The sequence below is a fragment of the Leifsonia araucanica genome (assembly GCF_051161895.1).
In the GTDB taxonomy this organism is placed as follows: domain Bacteria; phylum Actinomycetota; class Actinomycetes; order Actinomycetales; family Microbacteriaceae; genus Leifsonia.
Map to the genome: position 1 here is coordinate 2,258,321 of NZ_JBMBTW010000002.1, position 20,995 is coordinate 2,279,315.

Here is a 20,995-nt window from a genome sequence, read left to right on the forward strand (position 1 = left end):
GACATGACACAGCACGACCCGGCCGACGAGCTGGAGAACAATCGCGAACACATCGGCGACATGAGCCAGGCGGTTCAGGACTTCTCGAGCGAGCAGGAGGGCTACCACAAGAGCCTCAAGCCGCGGCAGGTGCAGATGATCGCCATCGGCGGCGCGATCGGCACCGGCCTCTTCCTCGGGGCGGGCGGCAGGCTCGAACAGGGCGGCCCCATCCTCGTCTTCGTCTACGCGCTGTGCGGGTTCTTCGCCTTCCTCGTGCTGCGCGCGCTCGGCGAGCTGGTGCTGCACCGGCCGTCGTCCGGTTCGTTCGTGTCGTACGCGCGCGAGTTCTACGGCGAGAAGATGGCGTACGTCGCCGGGTGGATGTACTTCCTCAACTGGGCGATGACGGCCATCGTCGACTCCACCGCCATCGCGCTCTACGTCAAATACTGGAGTGCATTCTCCTCGGTGCCGCAGTGGCTGCTCGCGCTCATCGCACTGATCGTGGTGGTGAGCCTCAACCTCATCTCGGTGAAGGTGTTCGGCGAGATGGAGTTCTGGTTCGCGCTGATCAAGGTGACGGCCCTGGTGGCGTTCCTCATCATCGGCATCGTCGTGCTCGCCTTCGGCTGGCCGACCGACCAGGGTGCGACCGGCATCGCGATGCTCGCGGAGAACGGCGGCCTGCTGCCGCACGGGATCGCGACGATCGGCATGGCGATCGTGCTCGTGCAGGGCGTCGTGTTCGCGTACGCGGGCGTGGAGCTGGTGGGCATCGCGGCGGGCGAGACCGAGCATCCGGAGAAGATCATGCCGCGCGCGATCAACAGCGTCGTGCTGCGCATCGCGGTGTTCTACTGCGGCTCGGTGCTGCTGCTCGCCCTGCTGCTCCCCTCCCATGTCTACAGCGGTGACGAGAGCCCGTTCGTGACGTTCTTCAGCCATCTCGGATCGCCGGAGCTGGGCGCCATCGTCGGCTCGATCATGAACTTCGTCGTGCTCACCGCCGCCCTGTCCAGCCTGAACGCCGGGATGTACTCGACGGGGCGCATCCTGCACTCGATGGCTCAGACGGGTGCGTCGCCGAGGTTCACCGGCCGGATGAACAAGCGCGGAGTGCCGTACGGCGGCATCCTGCTCACGGCCTGCATCGGTGTGCTCGGCGTGTTCCTCAACCTGATCGTGCCGGAGGAGGCGTTCAACATCGTCGTGAACGTGGCGTCCCTCGGCATCATCACCAGCTGGGGCATGATCGTGATCTGCCAGATGCAGCTGCGCAGGTGGGCACTGCAGGGCAAGCTCGAGCGACCGGCCTTCCGGCTGTTCGGGGCGCCGTTCACGGCCTACCTGACGCTGGCGTTCCTGGTGGCCGTCGTCGCGCTGATGGCGTTCGACTACCCCACGGGCACATACACGGTCGCGTCGCTCGTCATCATCATCCCGTTGCTGGTGATCGGCTGGTTCGCGCAGCGTCAGCGCATCCTGGCCATCGCGCAGGAGCGGCAGGGGTACACCGGCGCGCATCCGGTGATCGCGGCGCGGCCCGGCATGAACGGCGGCCGCCGTCCCCCATCGACGCCCTCCGATGACCCGCCGGCGTAGCCCGGTCTTCGTCGACGCATGAACCGCACGGACCGGCTGTATGCGCTTGTGGAGGAGCTGCGGGCCGTCGCGCCGCGGGCGCGGAGCGCGCGGTGGCTGGCCGAGCGCTTCGAGGTGAGCACGCGCACGATCGAGCGCGACCTGTCCGCCCTGCAGCAGTCCGGCGTGCCGATCTGGGCGGAGCAGGGCCGCACGGGCGGGTACTGCATCGACCCGGCACACACCCTCGCTCCGCTGGGCTTCACCCCGGATGAGGCGCTCGCCGTCAGCATCGGGCTCGGGATGCTCGCGGCGAGCCCGTTCGGCGATGCTGCGGCCTCTGCGGCGCGCAAGGTGGCGGCGGTGATGGACGAGCGCGGGCTCGCACGGACCGCCGAGCTGGCGGCGCGCATCCACCTACTGGACGACGGTCCCGTCCGGGATGCGCCGTCCGCGCTCAGCGACATGCTCGGCGGTGCGCTCAGTTCCCGGCGCGTGCTCACGATCGCCTACCGCGACCGCGCGGGGGCGGAGACCGTGCGCGACGTGGAGCCGCTCGGCTACGTCGGCAAGGGAACGGACTGGTATCTGATCGGCTGGTGCCGCCTCCGCGACGGCATCCGGGCGTTCAAGGGCGACCGGATCGTGCGGGCGACCCCGACCGGCGAACGGGCGCCGGAGCGCACTCTGCGGGCGGAAGACCTGGAGATCCCGTACGGCGAGCTGCGCACTGTCGGCCTCGGCCGGGACGCGGACTGAAACTCCCGCTAAACACCGACAGGACGGTGTCGCCTCGGCGGCCCACGATGGAGTCAACCGGCCGGATCGCGGCCGGACTCCCTCGAAAGGACACTCATGGACTTCGCCTCGATCAGGATCATCACCGACGACGTCGACAGGCTCGCGCACTTCTACGAGCTCGTCACCGGCACCCCCGCCGCGCGCCCCGCGCCGGTGTTCGCCGAGTTCCGCACGCAGAGCGCAACGCTCGCGATCGGCAGCACAGCGACCGTCGCCATGCTCGGCGACCAGGCCCCGCGCCCGGGCAGCAACGCCTCCGTCATCATCGAGTTCCAGGTGCAGGACGTGGATGCGGAGTTCGCGCGCATCCGGAACGACATCGGGGGCGCCGACGCGGCCACCGCCGACGCCGCCGTCGTGATGGAACCCACGACGATGCCGTGGGGCAACCGTTCCGCCATCGTCCGCGACCCCGACGGCAACCTCGTGAACATCTTCTCCCGCCCGGAGGCGCGCTTGTAAGGTAATCCTTACCTCATCTACGCTGGTGGGGACATGAAGAACACCAGCACCCGACTCCTCCTCACCTGCGCCGCGATCGGCGTCGCCGGTGGGATCGTGTTCTCGATCAGCGCGTACATCTCCGGCACTCTCGCCGCCGCTGCGCCGATGTTCTACGGCGCGGTGATCGGCGTGTACTTCCTGCCGGGCGTGATCGCCCAGGCCCTGCTGCGCCGGGGCGGTGTCGCGCTGATCACCTCGGTGATCGCCGGCCTGGTCTCCGTGCCGTTCCAGCCGATCGGTTTCGCAGCGGTGATGGCGGCCGGGTCGATCGGGCTGCTGCAGGAACTGCCGTTCGCGGTCACGCTCTACCGCTACTGGAGGGCGTGGCTGTTCTACGCGGCCGTGACGGTGGCCGGGCTGGTGTTCGGCATCGGTGTGTACATCGCGCAGGGAGCGGAGCAGAGCCAGCCGTGGGTGCAGGTGCTGCACATCGGCCTGTTCGTGGTGTCGCCGATCCTGTTCACCTGGGCTGGCCGCGCCGTCGCCGCCGGGCTCGACCGCACGGGGGCGGGCCGCGGACTGCAGCTGCCGCTGGTGCGCACGCGCCGCGGAAGCGGAGGGGACGCCGGTCCGGACGCGCTGCCGCTGCTCGCCGCGCCATCGCCGACTCTGTCGCTCTGAGCGCCGTGGCCCGCGAGCCCGCGCCCCCGCCGCTGTCGGTGCGCGGGGTGCGCATCCGGCACGATGGTGCCGACCAGTGGACGCCCGACGGGGTGACCTTCGACCTCCACCCCGGCGAGGTGCTGCTGGTGCTCGGCCCGAGCGGTTGTGGCAAATCGACGCTGGCCCTCGCCCTCAACGGTCTGGTGCCGCACGCGGTCCCCGCGACCCTCGACGGCACGGTGCTCGTGGCGGGCGTCGACACCGTGGATGCGCGGGTCGCCGAGCTGAGCGAGCACGTCGGCACGGTGTTCCAGGATCCGGATGCGCAGCTCGTCACCGCGACGGTCCTGGACGAGGTCTGCTTCGGCCCGGAGAACCAGCTGGTGCCCGCCGACGTGGTGCTCGCCCGCGCGGAGGCCGCGCTGCGCGCCGTCGGGCTGTGGGAGCGCAGGGGCGACAACCCGGACACGCTCTCCGGAGGAGGCAAACAGCGCCTCGCCATCGCCTGCGCGCTCGCCCTGGAGGCCCCGGTGCTCGTGCTCGACGAGCCGACGGCGAACCTCGACCCGGCGGGAGCGGAAGAGGTCTACGCGGTGCTCGCCGCGCTCACCGGACCGGGCTCGACCAGGGCGGTGGTGCTGGTGGAGCACAACCTGGATGCGGCGATGCCGGTGGTGGACACGGTGCTGGTACTGGATGCCGCGGGCAGGCAGGTGGCGCACGGACCGGTCGCGACGGTGTTCCGGGAGCGGGCGGAGGAGCTGGCGGCGCTCGGCGTGTGGCTGCCGGTGGCGACGCTCGCCGGGCTGCGGCTGCGCGCGGCGGGGTGGGACGTGGAGCGGCTGCCGGTGACGGCGGAGGAGCTGGCGGCGGTGGCGGCGGGGGCTGGAGCTGCGTTCGCGGGTGGCCAGCGCCCCCGGCCCGAGCGCACAGAGGCGACCACCGAGCCCGCCGTCGACGTGCGCGGACTGGAGGTGCGGCGCGGCAAGCGCACCGTGCTGCGCGACGTGCGGCTGCGGGTGGGGCGCGGCGACTTCGTCGCGGTGCTCGGCGCGAACGGTGCGGGGAAGACCTCGCTCGTGCAGGCCATCGCCGGGGTGGTGCGGCCGCCGCGCGGCACCGTGTCGGTGGGCGGGATCGACCCCGCCCGCGCGAGCGTCGCCGAGCTGACCGCCGCCATCGGGTTCGTGTTCCAGAATCCCGAGCATCAGTTCGTGGCCGACTCCGTCGAGGACGAGCTGGCGTACGGCCTCCGCGTGCGACGGACCCCCGCCGACGAGATCGCACGCCGCGTCGACGGGATGCTCGGCACGCTCGACCTCGCCGGGCACCGCCACGCGCATCCATACCTGTTGTCCGGAGGGCAGAAGAGGCGGCTGTCCGTCGGGACCGCGCTGATCGCCGGCGCCCCGGTGCTCGTGCTCGACGAACCCACGTTCGGTCAGGACCGCGAGCGCGCCACCGAACTGCTCACCATGCTGGCCGACCTCAACGAGCAGGGCACCACGGTGATCATCGTCACCCACGACCTGCAGCTGGTGGCCGAGTACGCCACGCACGCGGCGGTGCTGGTCGACGGCGCGCTCGCCGCCCACGGACCGACCGCAGACATCCTCTCCGACGCCGCCCTGCTCGAACGCAGCGGGCTGCGGCAGCCGCCACTCGCCAGGGCGCTCAGCGGAGTGCCCGGCTGGAGCCATGTCACCCGGCTCGCCGACCTGCCGGGAGGGGATGCGCCGTGACCTCCCTCTCCACCGACCCGTACGGCACCACCGCCGCGCCCGCCGGACGCTTCCTGCACCACCTGAACCCGCTCGCGAAGGTGGCCGCCGTCGTGCCCGCCTGGGTGGCGCTGCTGTTCACCCGCGACATCCTGACGCCGCTGATCTTCATCGTCATCGCCGTGCTGCTCATCCTGATCGGCGCCCGGCTGCGTCCGTCGATCGTCGTCGGCCTGCTGCTCGTGCTGCCCGCGCTCGTGCTGGTGATGGCGCTGAGTTTCGGGCTCTGGACCGACGCCTCCCGGGTCGCGGACCAGCGCATCCTGTTCTCCGTCGGGGAGTTCCACTACACCGTCGGCGCGTTCGCGGTGGGCCTCGCCACCTCGCTGCGGCTCGGCGCGCTGGTGACCCTCGCGCTCGTCGGCGGACTCACCACCACCGGGCCCGACCTGGCCCGCTCGCTCGTCGCGCAGCTGCGCATCCCGTACCGGATCGGATACACGGCTATCGCCGCCTACCGTTTCCTGCCGCGCTTCGGCAGCGAGCTCGCGCTGATCAGGCAGGCCCAGCGGGTGCGCGGCGTGGCAGGGGGATGGGGTCCCGTCGCGGCCCTGCGGCGCGCGTTCGCCGCGGTCGTGCCGCTGCTGGCGTCGTCGATCAGGCACGCCGAGCGTATGGCGCTGGCGATGGAGTCGCGGGCGTTCGGCGCGCACCCGACGCGCACGGAGCGCGCCCCGTCGCGCTGGCGCGTGCGCGACACGGTGTTCGTGGCGGTCGGCGTCGCCGTGACCGTCGCGGTATTCGTGATCTGACGAGGCGGCCGGTGCACGCGACGCCGACGGCGGCCGACCGGTATGTTCGGGGAACAACGCTGCCACCGCGTTGCGCTGCGAAGGAGCACGAATGTCAACATCCATCGAGTATCGGCCGCTGGATGCGGTCACTGTCTATGCGGTGCGCGGCACGGCGCCCGGCACAGGTCCGGAGAAGGTCGGCCCCGTCGTCGGGCCCCTGATCGGCGCGCTCGACCAGGCGCTGACCGCGGCAGGGCGTCCCCTTCTCGCCCCCTCCACGTTCTGGTACGAACCGCTCGACGATGGCGGGATGGCGGTCTCCATCTCGTATCCCGCCGAGAATCCGCCGCACCCGGGCGACGGTTACGACGTGGTCGAGCTTCCCGCGGTCCCGCTGGCGGCGACGCGGCTGCACCGGGGTGACATGTCCGGCATCGGCGACTCCTGGATGGCCCTGATCGACCAGCTTTCCGCGGACGGCTATCGCATCACCGGTCCGACGCGTGAGGTCTACCTGGAGGCGGCGGGGCACGAGCCGGGTCCCGACTGGGTCACCGAACTCCAGGCGCCCGTCGAGCGCGCGTAGCCGGCGGGTACGGAGCGCGACGACGGCCGACGCCGCTACGAGACGTGCGCGGCAGCCTCCAGCGCCGGCAGGGCCGCCGCGAGCGCCGTGACCTGCTCCGGGGTCAGCTCGGCGATGATCGACTGCACCGTGCGGGCCCGGTCGGAGCGGGCGCGCAGGAGCAGCTCGATGCCGGCCTCCGTGCCGCTGACGAACGACGAGCGGCCGTCGTCCGGGTCCGGTTCGCGCTGCACCAGGCCGCGCGACTCGAGGTCGGCGACCACGCGGGTTATGGTCGGGGCGGCGACCACCTCGATGGCGGCGAGCTCGCCGGGGCGCAGCGGCCCGCGACGGACGATGGTGGACAGCGCGGAGAGCTGGCCGTGGCTCAAGTCGCCGGCGGATGAGCGCATCCGGCGGTTGAGGCGGCCGACCGCGAGCGCCAGGCGTCCGGCGAGGTCGTCGTCGTTCAGGGCGGAGCGTCCGTCCACGGACCGCCCCTTCTCGGTCACCACGGTCGTTCCTTGACGCTATGCGCGGCTCGCACCGACTTCCTCGCCTTCTTCGCTGACCGCCCGGGATTCTGCGATCTTCTCCTCATGAACATACTTGCCGCCGCCTGCGAATGAGGCGATAGCTCCGATGATGCTCATGATGGCGGCGGCGATGAAGACGACGACGAGCCCGTCGTGGAACGGTCCGGAGATCAGCTGGGGGAAGAACTCCTTGCCGGTGAGGGTGGCCGCATCCACGTGGGGGCTGCTGAGCACGCCCGTCGGCCCGAGCAGGCTCGCGATCGGGTTGTAGCCGAGGAAGGCGGCGAACAGGCTGCCGACCGGAGGGGTGGCGCCGATCTGCGTCGCGACGGCGTGCGGGACGCCGTGCGTGGTGAGCCCGTTCGTGAGCGCCGTCGGCAGGGCCACGGAGAGGCCGGCGATCATCAGCGAGAAGAAGATGCCGATGGACAGCGAGCTTCCCGCATTGAGGGCGACGCCCGCCATCCCGGATGCTGCCCCGCGCTCGTTCGCCGGCACGCTGTTCATGATGGAGGTGCGGTTCGGCGAGGAGAACAGGCCGGAGCCGATGCCGTTGAGGCCGGTGAGCACGGCGAACTGCCAGTAGTCGAAGTTCACCGGGATGAGCAGCAGGCCCACGAAGGTGACCGCCACGAGCGAGAGGCCGACCGTCGCGAACACGCGCGAGCCGTACCGGTCGGACAGCGCGCCGGAGATCGGCCCTGCGACCAGGAAGCCGACCGTGATCGGCAGCATGTAGATGCCGGCCCAGAGCGGCGTCGACTCGTAGCTGTAGCCGTGCAGCGGCAGCCAGATGCCCTGCAGCCAGATGATCAGCATGAACTGCAGGCCGCCGCGCCCGATGGCGGCGAGGAACCCGGCGAAGATGCCGGACGAGAACGACCGGATGCGGAACAACCGCATGTCGAACATCGGCGACTTCACCCGCAGCTCGATCAGGACGAACGCCGCCAGCAGCACGATGCCGCCGATGATCGAGCCGAGCACCCACGGGTTGCCCCAGCCCTGCGAGCTTCCGCCATAGGGCTGGATGCCGTACGTGATGCCGGTGAGCAGGGCGATCAGGCCGACCGCGAACGTCGCGTTGCCGATCCAGTCGATCCTGCCCGGGTTCTTCTGACCGACCTCGTGCAGCGACTTGTACGACCAGATGGTCCCGACGATGCCGATCGGTACGGAGACGAAGAACACCGCACGCCAGTCGATCTCGGCGAGCACCCCGCCGACGATGAGGCCGATGAAGCTTCCCGCGATGGCCGCGACCTGGTTGAGGCCGAGGGCGAACCCGCGCTTGTTGGCGGGGAACGCATCCGTGAGGATGGCGGTCGAGTTCGCGAACAGCGCCGCGCCTCCGATGCCCTGCACGAACCTCCACACGATCAGCCACATGGCGGCAGGGCCGCCGGTGAACGGGTCGAGCGACAGCGCGATGGCGGCCACGGTGAAGATGACGAACCCGGCGTTGTAGATCTTCACGCGCCCGAACTGGTCGCCCATCCTCCCGAACATCACGACGAGCACGGCGGTGACGAGCATGTACCCCATCAGCATCCAGAGCAGGTAGGAGACGTTGCCCGGTTCGAGCGGGTTGAGCTTGATGCCGGTGAAGATCGCGGGGAGCGAGATGATGACGATCGACGAGTTGATCGTCGCCATCAGCATCCCGAGGGTGGTGTTACTGAGCGCGACCCACTTGTAGTGCGGGTGATCCTTGGCGAACATGCCGGTGCGTGGCAAAAGAGTGCGTCCTTCGAGTTGGTTTATATGCATTAACTATATAACTCGAAGGGCGGCGGGGGAACGGCCGCCAGAACGTCACACGGTCAGCGTGACCTTCTTCAGTCCGGCGGGGTTGTCCGGGTCGAGGCCGCGGCCGACGGCCAGCGCCAGCGCGATGCGCTGCAGTGGCACGATCTCGCGCAGGGGAAGCAGTTCGTCGTCCTGCTCGTCCAGCGGGAGGTGCACGGCGGCGCCGTCGACCAGGCCGGGGCCGAGTTCGATCACGCGTGCGCCGAGTGCCGCGGCGGCGGAGGCGAACGACAGCACGGAGTCGCGTCCGGCGGGGCTGCCGGTGAGGGCGACCACCACCGAGCCGGGGACCACCTGGCCGAGCGGGCCGTGCGTCGCGTCGGCCGCGCTCCATCCGGATGCCGCGATCGCGTTCGTCTCCATCAGCTTCAGCGCGCCCTCGCGGGCGGTCGACATCGAGTAACCGCGGCCGACCACGATCACCCTGTCGACGCCGGAGAGCGCTGCGACCGCGGCGTCCACGGCACGGGGAGCGGCGAGGTCGGCCGCGACCGAGGCGGCGATCCGGCGCACGCGCTCGTCGAGCTCCGGCCATCCCGTCCCCGCTGCGCGGTGCAGGGTCAGCGCGAGGGCGAGGAGCTCTGCGGTGTACGTCTTCGTGGCGGCGACCGACGTCTCCGCGCCCGCCGAAAGCGAGACGTGAACATCGGCGGCTCCGGCGAGCGCGCTGCCCGGATCATTGGAGAACGCGATCACCGGCACGTCGGCGGCCGCGATGGATGCGACGGTCGCCAGCAGGTCGGGAGAGCTGCCGGACTGCGAGACGGCGAGCGCGACCGAGCGCGGGAAGGCGAGCTGGGTGCCGAAGCCGGTGACACTGGCCGGGGTCGCGAGCATCGCCGGGATGCGCAGCAGGTTGTGGGCGAGGTACTGGGCGTACATCGCGGCGTGGTCGCTCGATCCGCGCGCCGCGAAGACCAGGAGTTCCGGCCGCTGCGACGCGATCAGCTCTGCCGCGGCGTCGATCGACGCGCGGGCATCGAGGAGGTCGAGCCAGCGGTCGGGTTGCTCGGCGATCTCCGCGCGCATCCGGTGGCCGGCGACGGTTCCGCCGCTCACGAGCTGAGCCCCGTGATCATCGCGACCAGTTCGTTGTGGCTGGTCTCGTCGATGCGCTTGGTGCCCACCTGCGTTCCCCGGCGCAGCACGGAGACGCGGTCGGCGACCCGGAACACCTGCTCCATGTTGTGGCTGACGATCAGCACGGCGGCGCCGCGCTCCTTCAGCTTCAGGATCAGCTCCTCCACCTTGGCGGTCTCCGCGACGCCGAGGGCGGCGGTCGGCTCGTCCATCAGCACCAGGCTGCTGGCCCAGTGGGTGGCCCGGGCGATCGCGATTCCCTGGCGCTGGCCGCCGGAGAGGTCGCTCAGCGTGGCACGCGCCGACGGGATGCGCACATCCAGTTCGTCGACGAGCGCCTGCGTGCGCGCGGCCATCGTCTTGCGGTCGAGCGTTCCGAAGGGCTTGCGCCGGAGCTCCCTGCCGAGGAACAGGTTCATGTAGACCGGCTGCAGGTCGACGAGCGCGAGGTCCTGGTAGACCACCTCGACTCCCCTGCTCCTGGCGTCCGACGGGTCGCGGAAGCTGGCCCGCTCTCCGTTGACCCAGATCTCGCCGTCCGTCGGCTGGTACATGCCGGAGATGATCTTGACCAGCGTCGACTTCCCTGCGCCGTTGTCGCCGACGAGGGCGACGATCTCGCCAGGCTCGATCTCGAGGTCGAAGCGCTTGATGGCGACGATGCCGCCGAAGTGCTTGGTGATGCCATCGAGCCGAAGCGGCTTCACCGTCGTGTCCTGCGGAGCGGTGGTGGGGGTCATGCTGTCCTCCCGGATGCGGCGAGCGCCGCCGCGGTCGTGATGGGTGCAGAGCCGTCGGCCGACCAGATGCCTGCGACGGTGGGGTTTCCGGTGCTGAGCCCGGCGATGCCGGCTGTGAGGCCGCGGGTGACGAAGACCTGCGGGCGGAATCCGAACAGCACGGTGTCCCCCGGCTGCACGGTGCGCCCGGAGAGCGGGATCGTGGCGTAGTAGTCGATGGCCTCCGGAGCCGGCATGTCGACCAGCAGTTCGGGGGCGGATGCGGTGTCCGCTCCCTCCCCGACGATCAGGGCACTCGTCGTTGTCCCGCCGAGCACGGGATCGACGTAGAGGCCGCCGCCGAACACGTACGCATCGCCGTTCCAGAGGTGCGACACCTCGGAGACGTACGCGATGGCCGGCTCCTCGATGAGGTCGTGGGCGGCGTGCAGCGGCGTCGTCCCCGTCAGGCCGTGGCCGGGTTCGACCTGATTCGCTCCTGCGGCGGCCAGGGTCTCGAGCACGGACACGGACGTGGTTCCTGGGGCGTTCACCTGCACGCCGGTGCGACCGGCGCCCTCGAGCGCCCGGAGCGCCGTCGTCAGGGTCTCCAGGTTGTGTGTGGAGCGGGCGGTGCCGGTCTCTGCGTCGAAGAGGGTCGCGGGGAAGGTGGTGATGCCGGCGAACCGCACGCCGGGGATGGCGTCGACCCTGTCGGCCGCCGCGACGATGTCCGCCGCGTCGAATCCGCCCTCGTGGCCGCGGTAGAACCGGTCGCCGGGAGCGGCGATGCGCAGCAGGACGTCCTGCACCCTGCCGCGTTCCGTTGCCGCCGCACCGGCCTCGCGGGCCTTCTGCTCGGAGAAGACGGTCCAGTAGAGCGGTTCGAGCGCCGCGGCGTCCGCGGCCGAGTGGCGGGGGATCTGCACGAGGTGGCCGAGGTGACCGGTGGCCAGGCCACCGCTCGCCGCTGCGACCGCGCACTCCAGGTCGACGCCGACGGCGTGGCCGATGCCTCCCGCCGCGATGGCACGGGATGCGTCCGGGTTGCGGCCGATCTGCTTGGTCATGGCGAACGGCGTGAGGCCGAGCCTGGCCGACTCCGCCGCGAGGGCGGAGGCGTTGCGGGTGACCGCATCCAGGTCGATGACGTAGGTGTTGGGCGGGATGGCGCCGCTCTGGTGGAACCGGGTGGCCGCGTCGAGCAGTGCCTGGTTGCGGCGGCGGAGGAGGTCGAGGAACATCGTTTGTCTTCCTTACTGTCTTCCCGGCTAGTTGCTCTTCTTGGCGCGGAGGGAGAGCGAGACCGCCACCAGGATGATCGCGCCGCGCACGATCATCTGCTGCGCCACCGTCAGCCCGCCGAGGAGCAGCCCGTAGTTGATCATGCTCATGAAGAGGCTGCCGACCAGGGCGCCGATGATCGAGCCCTTTCCTCCGGTGAGCGCGGTTCCTCCGACGATCACGGCGGCGAGCACGCTCATCAGGTCCGAGCTGCCGAGCGTGTACGTCGCACCGGCCAGCCGCCCGGCGTAGAGCAGACCGGCGAGTGCCGCCGTCACTCCGCTGACGATGAAGACGGCCATCCGGACGCGGTTGACCTTGATGCCGCTGACCGCGGCGGCCGCCGCCTTGTTGCCGACCGCGAGAACGTGGGCGCCGAACGCCCGCTGGCGCAGCACGTGCCAGCCGATCGCCGTCACCGCCGCCGTCCACCAGATCAGGATCGGGATGCCGAGCAGCGTTCCGCCACCGAAGAGCCAGCCGAACGTGGCGTCGGTCACCGGCACGGACTGCAGGTTGGTCGACTGCTGGGCGAGGCCGGTGATGAGTCCCATCGTCGCCAGCGTGACGAGGAAGGACGGCAGCCGCACGAGCGTGACGAAGATGCCGTTGACCGCGCCGATGACGGCGCCGACCGCCAGGCCGGCGATGGCCGCAATCAGCCACTGGTGCGTGCTCTGCAGCGTGACGGCCGCCACCAGGGCGGACAGGGCGACGGTCGAGCCGATCGAGAGGTCGATCTCGCCGAGGCTGAGCACGAACACCGTGCCGATCGCCATCACCGTGATCGGCGTCGCCTGGGTGATGATGTTGACCAGCGTCGTGCCGTTGAGGAAGTTGCCACCCTGGGTGATGGCGAAGTAGAGGAACACCACCACGAACCCGATATAGACGACGTACTGCCGCCAGTCCGCGTGACGCAGCCGTTCGCCGACGGTCATCCTGCCGTCGGTGGTCGATACAGTCATGATGCTTCTCTTTCCGTGCTGAGCAGTGCGGCGTCGATGGCGAGACGGACGGCGCCGAGGATGGGGGCGTTGGAACCGAGGCGGCTGATGCGCACCTCGATCGTCGGCCGGCCGAGTTCGCCGAGCCAGTGGAGGACGGGTGCGAGCAACTCCTCGCGGCTGCCGATGCCGCCGCCGAGGACGAACAGTCCAGGATCGACGACGGCGTCGACGGAGACGATCGCGTGGGCGAGCCAGCGCGCCTCCTCGTCGAGCGACGCCGCCGCATCCCGGTCTCCGCCGCCGGAGCGCTCGAAGACGTCGACGGTGGTCGAACCGGCGCTGCCGGATGCGCGCTCGTAGCGCTGGACGATCGCCTCACCGCTGACGACCTCCTCCAGCGGTCCGCGGCGGTGGTTGGCGGGGTCGAGCGGGTCGGCGCCGATCGGCAGGTAGCCGATCTCGCCCGCAGCGCCGCGGACTCCCTGCCAGACGCGGCGGTCGAGCACGAGCCCGACCCCGATGCCGGTGCCGACGGAGACGAAGGCGAAGCTGTCGACCTCTGTTCCCACGCCGTCGTGCAGTTCGCCGAGCGCTGCGATGTTCACGTCGTTGTCGATCACGACGGCGTGCCCCAGTCGCCTTTCGAGCTCGGCGACCACGCCGAAGCCTTCGAGGCCGCCGAGGTTCGGCGCCAGGTCGAAGTGGCCGGCGTCCGCGTCCGGCACGCCCGCCCCGCCGATCGCCGTTGCGACGATGGCCGCTCCGGATGCGCCGACCGCCGCGGCGAGGGCGGACACGATCTCCGTCACCTGGGCGACGATCTCCCGCCCGTCGAGGGTCGGCTGGGTCAGCTCGTGCAGGACGTCGCCCGTCATGGTCGCGATGCCTGCGCGGATCTTCGTTCCGCCGAGGTCGATGCCGACGACGTACCGGCCGTCGGTGCGCGCGGCGCTCATACGGCCTCCAGGACGGCAGCGGGGTTGGCAGCGAGCATCGTCTCGATGGCGGCGTCGGAGACACCACGCTCCTGCAGCGCGGGCACGAAGACCGTTCCGAGGTACGAGTATCCGAGGGCGCCGTGGGTGCCGGGGTTCATCCACACCTCCGCGCCGGTCAGGTCCTGTGCGAGCAGGATGCGGTCGGCCAGCCCGTCCGCGACGAGTCCGGCGACGAGGTCGGCGCGTCCAGCATCCGACCGGTGGAACGACTGCTTGGCGTACTCGCCGTCGTCGCGCGCGTCGGGCACCGGACCGAGGAAGAACTCCCAGTCCTCCTTGCCGATGGTGTCGACGGCCACCCGGGCGCCGGCGTCGATCACCCGGCGCGGCAGTTCGGAGCCGAGCTGGGTGTCGATGTGACCGACGACCACGCGGTCGAGGTCGACGCCCTCCGAGCGGAGGATGTCGAGCTGCTCGAGCGCCTGGGTGCCGTGCGTGGTGTGCGTCATGATGCCGAGTCCCGTCGCGCGCTGGGCCCTGGCAACGGCACGGAGGCACTTCTCCTCGTGCTGAGTGATCTCGCCCAGGCTGGTCGCCTGCTCGCCGAACACGCCGGCCCGGACACCAGAGTCGCCGATCCCCTGCTCGGCGTCGCGGATGAGGCGGGCGGTGAGGGCGTCGATGTCGGCGTCGAGCGCCCAGCCCGGCGCGTACGCCTCGAGGTAGAGCGCCGTCCCTGACACGATGTGCAGGCCGCTGCGCCGGGAGATCTCGACGAGCTGCGCGGCGTTGTCGCCGTTCGCGTCGCGGCCGACCACGTTGTACGGACTCAGGTCGACCACGGTTCCGAAGCCGAGGTCGCGGAGCCCGGCGAGCGCATCCACCGCCCTGTCGACGCTGTCGTCGCTGGTTCCCCCGGTGAGCCAGGGGCCCGGCGTGAGCGACAGCAGATGCTCGTGCGGCATCACCCGCCCGAGGTCCGCGGGGTCGACCGGGCCGAGCACGGTCATGACCTGCCGTGTCATCGTTCTCCTTCATGGTGCGTGCGGCAGGCGCTCGCGCGCTGTGCCGCCTGTTTCGTGTGCTGCTGGTGGAAGCCGAGCGGCCGGAGGGGGAGTCCGGCCGCTCAGCCGTTCTGGGGGGCGTCAGCCGGTGACGCTCGCCGGCGGCTTCACGCCGTAGTCGGCCTTCCACGCCTCGTCGAGATTGGCCTTCGTGACCTTGGTCGGAACGGACGCGACGAGCTCAGGGGCCTTCTTGCCGATGACTCCGTATGCGCCGGCCAGTGCGAGGCCCTTGCCGATGCCGATGGAGCCGTTGCCCACCATGCCCGCGACGTTCGTGCCGGACATCATCGCGGCGCCGAGCGTGGTGTCGAGGTCGTTGGTGACCACCTTGATGTCGCTGCGGCCGGACGCCTTGATGGCGGCGACGACGCCCTGCGCCGCTGTCGCCCAGGAGACGTAGATGCCCTTGAGGTTCGGGTTCTTGGCGATCATCGCCGCTGCGATGGTCTGCGTCGCCGTCTCGTCGGCGAAGCCCTCGGAGTCGACGATCTTCACATCCGGGTACTCGTAGGCCAGCCAGTCCTTGAAGGCCTTGTCGCGCTGGTTGGTGAACCAGAAGTTCGCGTTGTACGACAGGTAGCCGACCTCGCCCTTCTTGCCGAGGGCGTCGCCGAGGATCTCGGCGTTGTCCCTCCCAGCTGCTGCGAGGTCTTCGGTGACGATCGAGACGAAGTCCGTCCCCGCCTTGTATCCCTCCGGCGGCGTCGTCATGATGACGAGCTTCGTCCCGGCCTCGACGGCGGGCTTGAACGCCTTCGCCGCCGAGGTGGGGTCGACGGCGATCGTGACGATGATGCTCGGGTGCAGGGCGAGCACGGTCTGGACGTTGTTGGCCTGGGTCGCCGCGTTGAAGCTCGCCTGGGTGCTCGCCACCACGTCGATGCCGAGCTTCTTGAACTCGTCGCGGGCGCCCTTCTCGACGGCCGTGACGAAGTCGGACGAGGTGTGCCAGACGAACGCCGCCGTGTACTTGCCGTCCTCGACCTTCTTCTGCTCGTCGCTGGTGAGGGACAGCTCGGACAGCGCGCCCGGCTTCTCTCCGTTGGGACCTTCGAACACGAGGCTCGGCTTCTCGGCGGGGGTGGACGAGGAGGACGCCGCCGTTCCGGCCGAACAGCCGGTGAGCGCGAGGGCCAGTGCGAGGGCGCCGACCAAAGCGGCGCGGGCGCCGGGGCGCCGTGTGGGATGTGCTGTGCTCATGTGTGGATTGCCTTCCGGGACCGGGTTGAACTCCTGTGCGGTGGCGTCCCCCGGGCATCTCGTGACCCCGTCACCGTTGACTTGCTGAAGCCATTTTGATTTCAACAAGCAATCAAAGTCAAGCGCGAATTTGTGTCAGACAGGTTTCGGGGTGGTAAATCCTGCGAAATCGGGGCTGCGGGTGGCGCCGGATCCGCATCCTGAGCTAGTTTTGGGTTCACATTGAAGACAAAGGGGGTGGAGCGGTGCAAGACACCCGTGCCATCAACCGGAACGCCGTGCTCACCGCCCTGATGGGGTCGCGTCCGGCCAGCCGCAAACAGATCGCGGAGCTGACCGGCATCTCCGCCGCCACGGTCACCCGCTCGGTCGATCAGCTCCTCGCCGAGGGCATCGTGCGCGAGACGACGGAGATCGTGTCGGAGGCCAGAGGGCGCCGCGCGGTCGAGCTCGACGTGGTGGCGGACCGCTCGTACGTGGTCGGCGTCGACCTCGGCGCATCCAACACCCGCATCATCGTGGCCGACCTGCTCGCCCGCCCGGTCTTCGCCTCGGAGACGCCCACCCCGACCACCATGCCGGAAGCCGAACTGGTGGAGTGGATCGCCGCGACGGTCCGCGAGGCGGCCGCCGATGTCTGGGACAGCGTCGAGCACGTCTGCCTCGGCCTCCCCGGCGCGGTGAGCCAGCGGGACCTCACCGTCTCCAACGCCCCCAACCTGCTCCAGGTCGAGTCGCCCACCTTCCTCGCCGCCGTGCAGCGCGCGGTGGGGCGGGCGATGCACTTCGACAACGACGCCAACTACGCCCTCCTCGGCGAGATGCACTACGGCGCCGCCCGCGGAGCCCCCAACGCCGCGATGCTCACGATCGGCTTCGGACTGGGCGCCGGTCTCGCCATCGAGGGACGCATCCTGCAGGGCGAACGCGGACTGATCGGCGAGTTCGGCCAGCTGCCGATCGGCCCGCTCGGCACCCGGCTCGAACACATGGTGACGGGTGGAGGGATCCTGCGCAGGGCTGCGGAGGCCGGACTCCACCTGGATGCGCCGGCCGAGCTGTTCGCGGACGACGCCGGCCCCGGCCTGCTGTCGCTCAGAGGGCACTTCGACCAGGCGCTCCTCGTGGTGCTCACGGCCACGACGGTCTCCTGCGACCCGCAGACGATCGTGCTCGGAGGGGGCATCGCGAACTCGCTGATCTCCTCCATCGACCGCTACCGGATCGCCCTGGAGCAGAACCTCCGCATCTCCCCCGACATCGCCACGGCCGAGCTCGGCGACTTCTCCGGGGCCGTCGGCGCCGTCGTCGCGAGCCTGCATGCGGTCTACGCGGGACTCGGCGTCGAGGAGGTGGCGATCGTGAGCCTGCCCAACGGGGACGCGCTGACCGCCGACCAGGTCGCGCGCGCCAGAAGCCTCGCCTAGCTCCGGTCTACACGCACCCGTCCACCACCTCCAGCAGCTCCCTGCTCGCCAGGATCCGGAAGTGGCCGCCCACCGGCAGCTCGACGTTCCTCGCCCCTTCCAGCGCGCTTCCGCCCGGGATGTGCGGATCGAACCACCCGTAGACCGACACGATGCGCTCGTTCGCCGCGCTCTCCCGCCCGAGGCGGAGCAACGTCGCGTCGGTCGGCGCGAGCGAACGGAGGCTGCGCGTCGGCAGGTAGCGTGCGTACACCGATCCGGCGAACGGCGTGCACACGGTCACCGCCAGCCGTACCCGCCCGCCGGCCGGCAGCGACGACATCAGCTGCTTGGCGATCAGCCCGCCTTTGCTGTGGGCCACGATCGTCACGTCGTGCAGGTCGTGCTCGTCGAGGTGCGCGGCGACCAGCTCGGCGCCGTCCGCGATGCTCAGGCGGTTGCGACCGAGAGCGGCGATGACGTGCACGGCGTTGCCGCGGTCGTGCAGGTGCCTGGCGAGCGGGAGCATGAACCGCCAGGTCTCCAGGATCCCGGGCAGCAGCACGACAGTGGATGCGCCGGGCCGCCCAGCGGCGAGCACCTCCGGGTCGTCGCGGCTCACGGCGGCGCGCAGCTGATGCCGTGCCGCGTAGAGGTAGTCGAGCATCCACACCCCGGCCTTGCGGAGGGAGACGCCCGCCCGCCGGAGGGGCTGCGCGGTCACCGGACGGAACCGGCCAGGAGGGCGAGAAGCCCGTCCGTCGCCTCCGGTCGCGTGTGCATGGCGAGGTGGCGGGCGCCGTCGATGGTCTTCGCTCCCCCGCGCCCGGCCGACGCCGCAAGGACGGACACCCACCCGGCACGCGCGATGGGGTCCCGCTCGCCGCGGAGCACGAGCACGGGGCAATCGACCAGGGGGATGTCGTCCTCGATCCGGTAGGTCAGCATCGAGGGGAGCACGGCGAGGTACCACCGGAGGCCGCAGCGGGCGTAATCGCTGAGCACCAGCCAGTTGGCGCGCGGACGCTCCCCCGCGCAGTCGAGCGCCAGGAGGGCCGCCGCGCGGAACGGGGACCGGTCGCGCGGGTCCATCACCGGGCCCATCAGCGCGAGCGCCGCCACCGCCTCCGGCCGGTCGATGGCGAGCCTGGTGGCCACCTGCGTGCCCATCGAGTGGCCGAACACGACGCATCCGGACAGGCCGAGCTCGTCGACGACCGCCGCAACGGACTCGGCGAAGTCGTCGACGCCCAGGGCGCGGCCGGGCTTCGGAGCGCGGCCGAACCCCGGCAGGTCGACCGCCACGACGCGTGCGCGGCGGGCGAGCAGCGGGATGATGCGCTCGAAGTAGCGGGAGCTCACGCCGATGCCGTGGATGAGGAGGTAGTCGGGTCCGTCCGAGCCGTCCGGCGGAGCGCCGGTGTCGACGGTGACGACGGCGCGCGCCCGGTTTGCCTGCTGGGCGGTCCGGCCATCCTCGGTCTGGGCATCCTTGGTCACTCTCGAGTTGTACACCTGGCCGCGCCGGGATCAATGGCCGCGCACGGCCGACACAGATAGTCAGCCTGCTTATAATCGGCAATGACCGACCGAATCGAGGAGCCAGGATGCCGCGAACGAACCGCCGAGGGATGCGCACCGCCGTCCGCATCCTGATCTCCGTCGTCGCCGTGCTCGCCCTCGTGGTGGTCGGCTTCCTCGCCTGGGCGAACACGCCCATGATGGGCGACCGCGCACGGGCGATCGACGTGTGGACCAACTCGGCGGTCAGCATCACCGACGAGGGAGACTCGGTGCTGCTCGCGCCGACGGGGGACGCATCCGGCCAGGGGCTGGTGTTCGTGCCCGGCGCGCTGGTCGACCCCTACGCCTATCTCTACAAGCTCGCCGGCGCCGTAGAGGACACCGGGCTGACCGTCGTCGTGACCAAGCCGACGCTGAACCTGGCGTTCTTCGACCAGCGGCCACTGTCGACGTTCACCTCCCACGCACCGGAGGTGTCCTCGTGGTACGTCGGCGGCCACTCGCTCGGCGGGGTGCGCGCCTGCCAGCTCGCCGACGGCACGAGCGTGGACGGGCTCATCCTGTTCGGCAGCTACTGCGCGAACGACCTCAGCCGCAGCGACCTGCGCGTGCTCTCGATCGGCGGGGGCGCCGACGGCCTGAGCACCCCCGGGAAGATCGCTGCGGCCAGACCGCTGCTGCCCGCAGACGCCACGATGGTCGAGATCCCCGGCATGAACCACGCCCAGTTCGGCGACTACGGGCCGCAGCCGGGCGACAACCCTGCCGGCATCACGAACGCTCAGGCGCGCGACAGGATCACCGAAACGCTCACCGCGTTCCTCGGGAAGGCCGGCTAGAAGCCTTCCGCCCTCCGCGGCGTGTACGGGGCTTCGAGGGCCGCGCACTCCTCCGGCGTGAGGGTCAGGTCCACCGAGGCGACGGCATCCACCAGGTGCTGCTGCTTCGTCGCGCCGACGATGGGCGCCGTCACCGCGCCCTGCTGCCGCACCCAGGCGAGCGCCACCTGCGCCCGTGAGACGCCGCGCGCCTCCGCCACCTCGGCGACAGCGGCCACGATGCGCCGGTTCGACTCCTCCTCGCCGCGGTACAGCGTCGCGCCGAACACATCCCCGGCCGAACGGTCGGTGCTGACTCCCCATTCGCGCGTCAGCACGCCGCGGGCGAGCGGGGACCACGGGATGACGCCGACGCCCTGATCGACGCACAGCGGATGCATCTCCCGCTCCTCCTCGCGCTGCAGCAGGTTGTACTGGTCCTGCATCGAGACGAACCGCGCCCATCCATTGGCCTGGGCGGTGTGCTGCGCCTTCGCGAACTGCCACGCCCACATCGACGACGCACCGATGTACCGCGCTTTGCCGGAGCGCACGACGTCGTTCAGCGCCTCCATCGTCTCCTCGATCGGGGTGGACGGGTCCCAGCGGTGGATCTGGTAGAGGTCGACGTGATCGGTGCCGAGACGGCGCAGGCTGTCGTCGATGGCCGACAGGATGTGCGCCCGCGACAGGCCGGCCTGGTTCGGCCCCTCGCCCATCCGGCCGTGCACTTTGGTGGCGATGACCACCTCGTCGCGCGTCGCGAAGTCGGCGAGCGCTCTGCCGACGATCTCCTCGCTCGTGCCGTCCGAGTACACGTCGGCCGTGTCGAACGTGGTGATCCCGGATTCCAGGGCGCTCCGGATGAACGGCCGGCTCTGCTCCTCCGGCAGGCTCCACGGGTGCGCGCCGCGCTCCGGGACGCCGTAGCTCATGCAGCCGAGCACGACCGCCGAGATCTTCAGTCCGGTGCTGCCGAGGTTGACATACTGCATGGGTGCTCCGTTCGCTGCCGACTGGGGGCAACGCTACTCGCGCCCAGCGAGATGCCACCAACTGTCGCGAAACGCCCGGGATGCGGCGCAGTTACTGGCATCTCGCTGTGGTGGGACT

General features: G+C 70.5%; 21 protein-coding genes. 9 read left to right on the top strand and 12 right to left on the bottom strand.

The window, feature by feature from the left end:
• Positions 1-3: 3 nt before the first annotated feature.
• From ACN6M5_RS10815 to ACN6M5_RS10845, 7 genes are all read left to right on the top strand, one after another.
• On the top strand, positions 4-1,584 hold the full coding sequence (locus ACN6M5_RS10815; RefSeq protein WP_434949693.1) for an amino acid permease: 1,581 nt from the start codon (positions 4-6) through the stop codon (positions 1,582-1,584).
• An 18-nt stretch (positions 1,585-1,602) separates the two neighbouring features.
• On the top strand, positions 1,603-2,322 hold the full coding sequence (locus ACN6M5_RS10820; protein WP_434949695.1) for a helix-turn-helix transcriptional regulator: 720 nt from the start codon (positions 1,603-1,605) through the stop codon (positions 2,320-2,322).
• Positions 2,323-2,418: 96 nt separating this feature from the next.
• Positions 2,419-2,826 carry a VOC family protein gene (locus ACN6M5_RS10825; protein ID WP_434949697.1) on the top strand — a complete coding sequence of 136 codons (408 nt, stop codon included), beginning with the start codon at positions 2,419-2,421 and terminating at the stop codon, positions 2,824-2,826.
• A 33-nt stretch (positions 2,827-2,859) separates the two neighbouring features.
• The gene (locus ACN6M5_RS10830; protein ID WP_434949698.1) at positions 2,860-3,489 is read left to right on the top strand and encodes an ECF transporter S component; all 630 of its coding nucleotides are present in this window, start codon (positions 2,860-2,862) and stop codon (positions 3,487-3,489) included.
• A gap of 5 nt (positions 3,490-3,494) precedes the next feature.
• Entirely contained in the window at positions 3,495-5,213 is a 1,719-nt protein-coding gene (locus ACN6M5_RS10835; protein WP_434949700.1) for an ABC transporter ATP-binding protein, read from the top strand.
• Positions 5,210-6,004, top strand: coding sequence for an energy-coupling factor transporter transmembrane component T family protein (locus tag ACN6M5_RS10840; protein WP_434949702.1), 795 nt, complete (start codon positions 5,210-5,212; stop codon positions 6,002-6,004). Before ACN6M5_RS10835 ends, ACN6M5_RS10840 begins: the two co-directional genes overlap by 4 nt.
• A gap of 91 nt (positions 6,005-6,095) precedes the next feature.
• Entirely contained in the window at positions 6,096-6,572 is a 477-nt protein-coding gene (locus tag ACN6M5_RS10845) for a GyrI-like domain-containing protein (RefSeq protein ID WP_434949703.1), read from the top strand.
• Positions 6,573-6,607: 35 nt separating this feature from the next.
• On the opposite strand, the gene ACN6M5_RS10850 is transcribed toward ACN6M5_RS10845, so the two are convergent.
• From ACN6M5_RS10850 to ACN6M5_RS10890, 9 genes are all read right to left on the bottom strand, one after another.
• Positions 6,608-7,063: a MarR family winged helix-turn-helix transcriptional regulator gene (locus tag ACN6M5_RS10850; protein WP_434949704.1), complete on the bottom strand. Its 456-nt coding sequence runs from the start codon at positions 7,061-7,063 to the stop codon at positions 6,608-6,610.
• A gap of 18 nt (positions 7,064-7,081) precedes the next feature.
• On the bottom strand, positions 7,082-8,824 hold the full coding sequence (locus ACN6M5_RS10855; RefSeq protein ID WP_434949706.1) for an MFS transporter: 1,743 nt from the start codon (positions 8,822-8,824) through the stop codon (positions 7,082-7,084).
• 78 nt (positions 8,825-8,902) lie between these two features.
• Complete coding sequence (locus ACN6M5_RS10860) at positions 8,903-9,955, bottom strand: SIS domain-containing protein (protein ID WP_434949707.1); 1,053 nt, start codon at positions 9,953-9,955, stop codon at positions 8,903-8,905.
• On the bottom strand, positions 9,952-10,716 hold the full coding sequence (locus ACN6M5_RS10865; protein ID WP_085370510.1) for an ATP-binding cassette domain-containing protein: 765 nt from the start codon (positions 10,714-10,716) through the stop codon (positions 9,952-9,954). Before ACN6M5_RS10865 ends, ACN6M5_RS10860 begins: the two co-directional genes overlap by 4 nt.
• On the bottom strand, positions 10,713-11,939 hold the full coding sequence (locus ACN6M5_RS10870; protein WP_434949710.1) for an alanine racemase: 1,227 nt from the start codon (positions 11,937-11,939) through the stop codon (positions 10,713-10,715). Before ACN6M5_RS10870 ends, ACN6M5_RS10865 begins: the two co-directional genes overlap by 4 nt.
• Positions 11,940-11,966: 27 nt before the next feature.
• Positions 11,967-12,947, bottom strand: a complete 981-nt coding sequence (locus tag ACN6M5_RS10875) for an ABC transporter permease (protein ID WP_434949712.1) — start codon at positions 12,945-12,947, stop codon at positions 11,967-11,969.
• On the bottom strand, positions 12,944-13,885 hold the full coding sequence (locus ACN6M5_RS10880) for an ROK family protein (protein WP_434949714.1): 942 nt from the start codon (positions 13,883-13,885) through the stop codon (positions 12,944-12,946). Before ACN6M5_RS10880 ends, ACN6M5_RS10875 begins: the two co-directional genes overlap by 4 nt.
• On the bottom strand, positions 13,882-14,892 hold the full coding sequence (locus ACN6M5_RS10885; protein ID WP_434949716.1) for a phosphotriesterase family protein: 1,011 nt from the start codon (positions 14,890-14,892) through the stop codon (positions 13,882-13,884). Before ACN6M5_RS10885 ends, ACN6M5_RS10880 begins: the two co-directional genes overlap by 4 nt.
• Positions 14,893-15,012: 120 nt before the next feature.
• Positions 15,013-16,134, bottom strand: a complete 1,122-nt coding sequence (locus ACN6M5_RS10890; RefSeq protein WP_085370515.1) for a substrate-binding domain-containing protein — start codon at positions 16,132-16,134, stop codon at positions 15,013-15,015.
• Between the two features lie 245 nt (positions 16,135-16,379).
• On the opposite strand from ACN6M5_RS10890, the gene ACN6M5_RS10895 reads away from it, so the two are divergent.
• On the top strand, positions 16,380-17,561 hold the full coding sequence (locus tag ACN6M5_RS10895; protein ID WP_434949718.1) for an ROK family transcriptional regulator: 1,182 nt from the start codon (positions 16,380-16,382) through the stop codon (positions 17,559-17,561).
• A 7-nt stretch (positions 17,562-17,568) separates the two neighbouring features.
• Here ACN6M5_RS10895 and ACN6M5_RS10900 read toward each other — a convergent pair whose 3' ends face one another.
• Together ACN6M5_RS10900 and ACN6M5_RS10905 are read right to left on the bottom strand one after the other, a co-directional pair.
• Positions 17,569-18,264 (bottom strand): esterase/lipase family protein, encoded by a 696-nt coding sequence (locus ACN6M5_RS10900; RefSeq protein ID WP_434949720.1) that lies wholly within the window; start codon positions 18,262-18,264, stop codon positions 17,569-17,571.
• Positions 18,261-19,040, bottom strand: a complete 780-nt coding sequence (locus tag ACN6M5_RS10905; protein ID WP_434949722.1) for an alpha/beta fold hydrolase — start codon at positions 19,038-19,040, stop codon at positions 18,261-18,263. The genes ACN6M5_RS10900 and ACN6M5_RS10905 overlap by 4 nt, the downstream gene beginning before the upstream one ends.
• A 107-nt stretch (positions 19,041-19,147) precedes the next feature.
• Between ACN6M5_RS10905 and ACN6M5_RS10910 the strand changes: the two genes are divergently transcribed.
• The gene (locus ACN6M5_RS10910; protein WP_434949724.1) at positions 19,148-19,903 is read left to right on the top strand and encodes an alpha/beta hydrolase; all 756 of its coding nucleotides are present in this window, start codon (positions 19,148-19,150) and stop codon (positions 19,901-19,903) included.
• Here the strand turns inward: ACN6M5_RS10910 and ACN6M5_RS10915 are convergent.
• A complete protein-coding gene (locus ACN6M5_RS10915; protein WP_434949727.1) occupies positions 19,900-20,877 on the bottom strand; it encodes an aldo/keto reductase in 978 nt (325 codons plus the stop codon). The two genes, ACN6M5_RS10910 and ACN6M5_RS10915, sit on opposite strands and share 4 nt — an antisense overlap.
• Between the last annotated feature and the right edge of the window lie 118 nt (positions 20,878-20,995).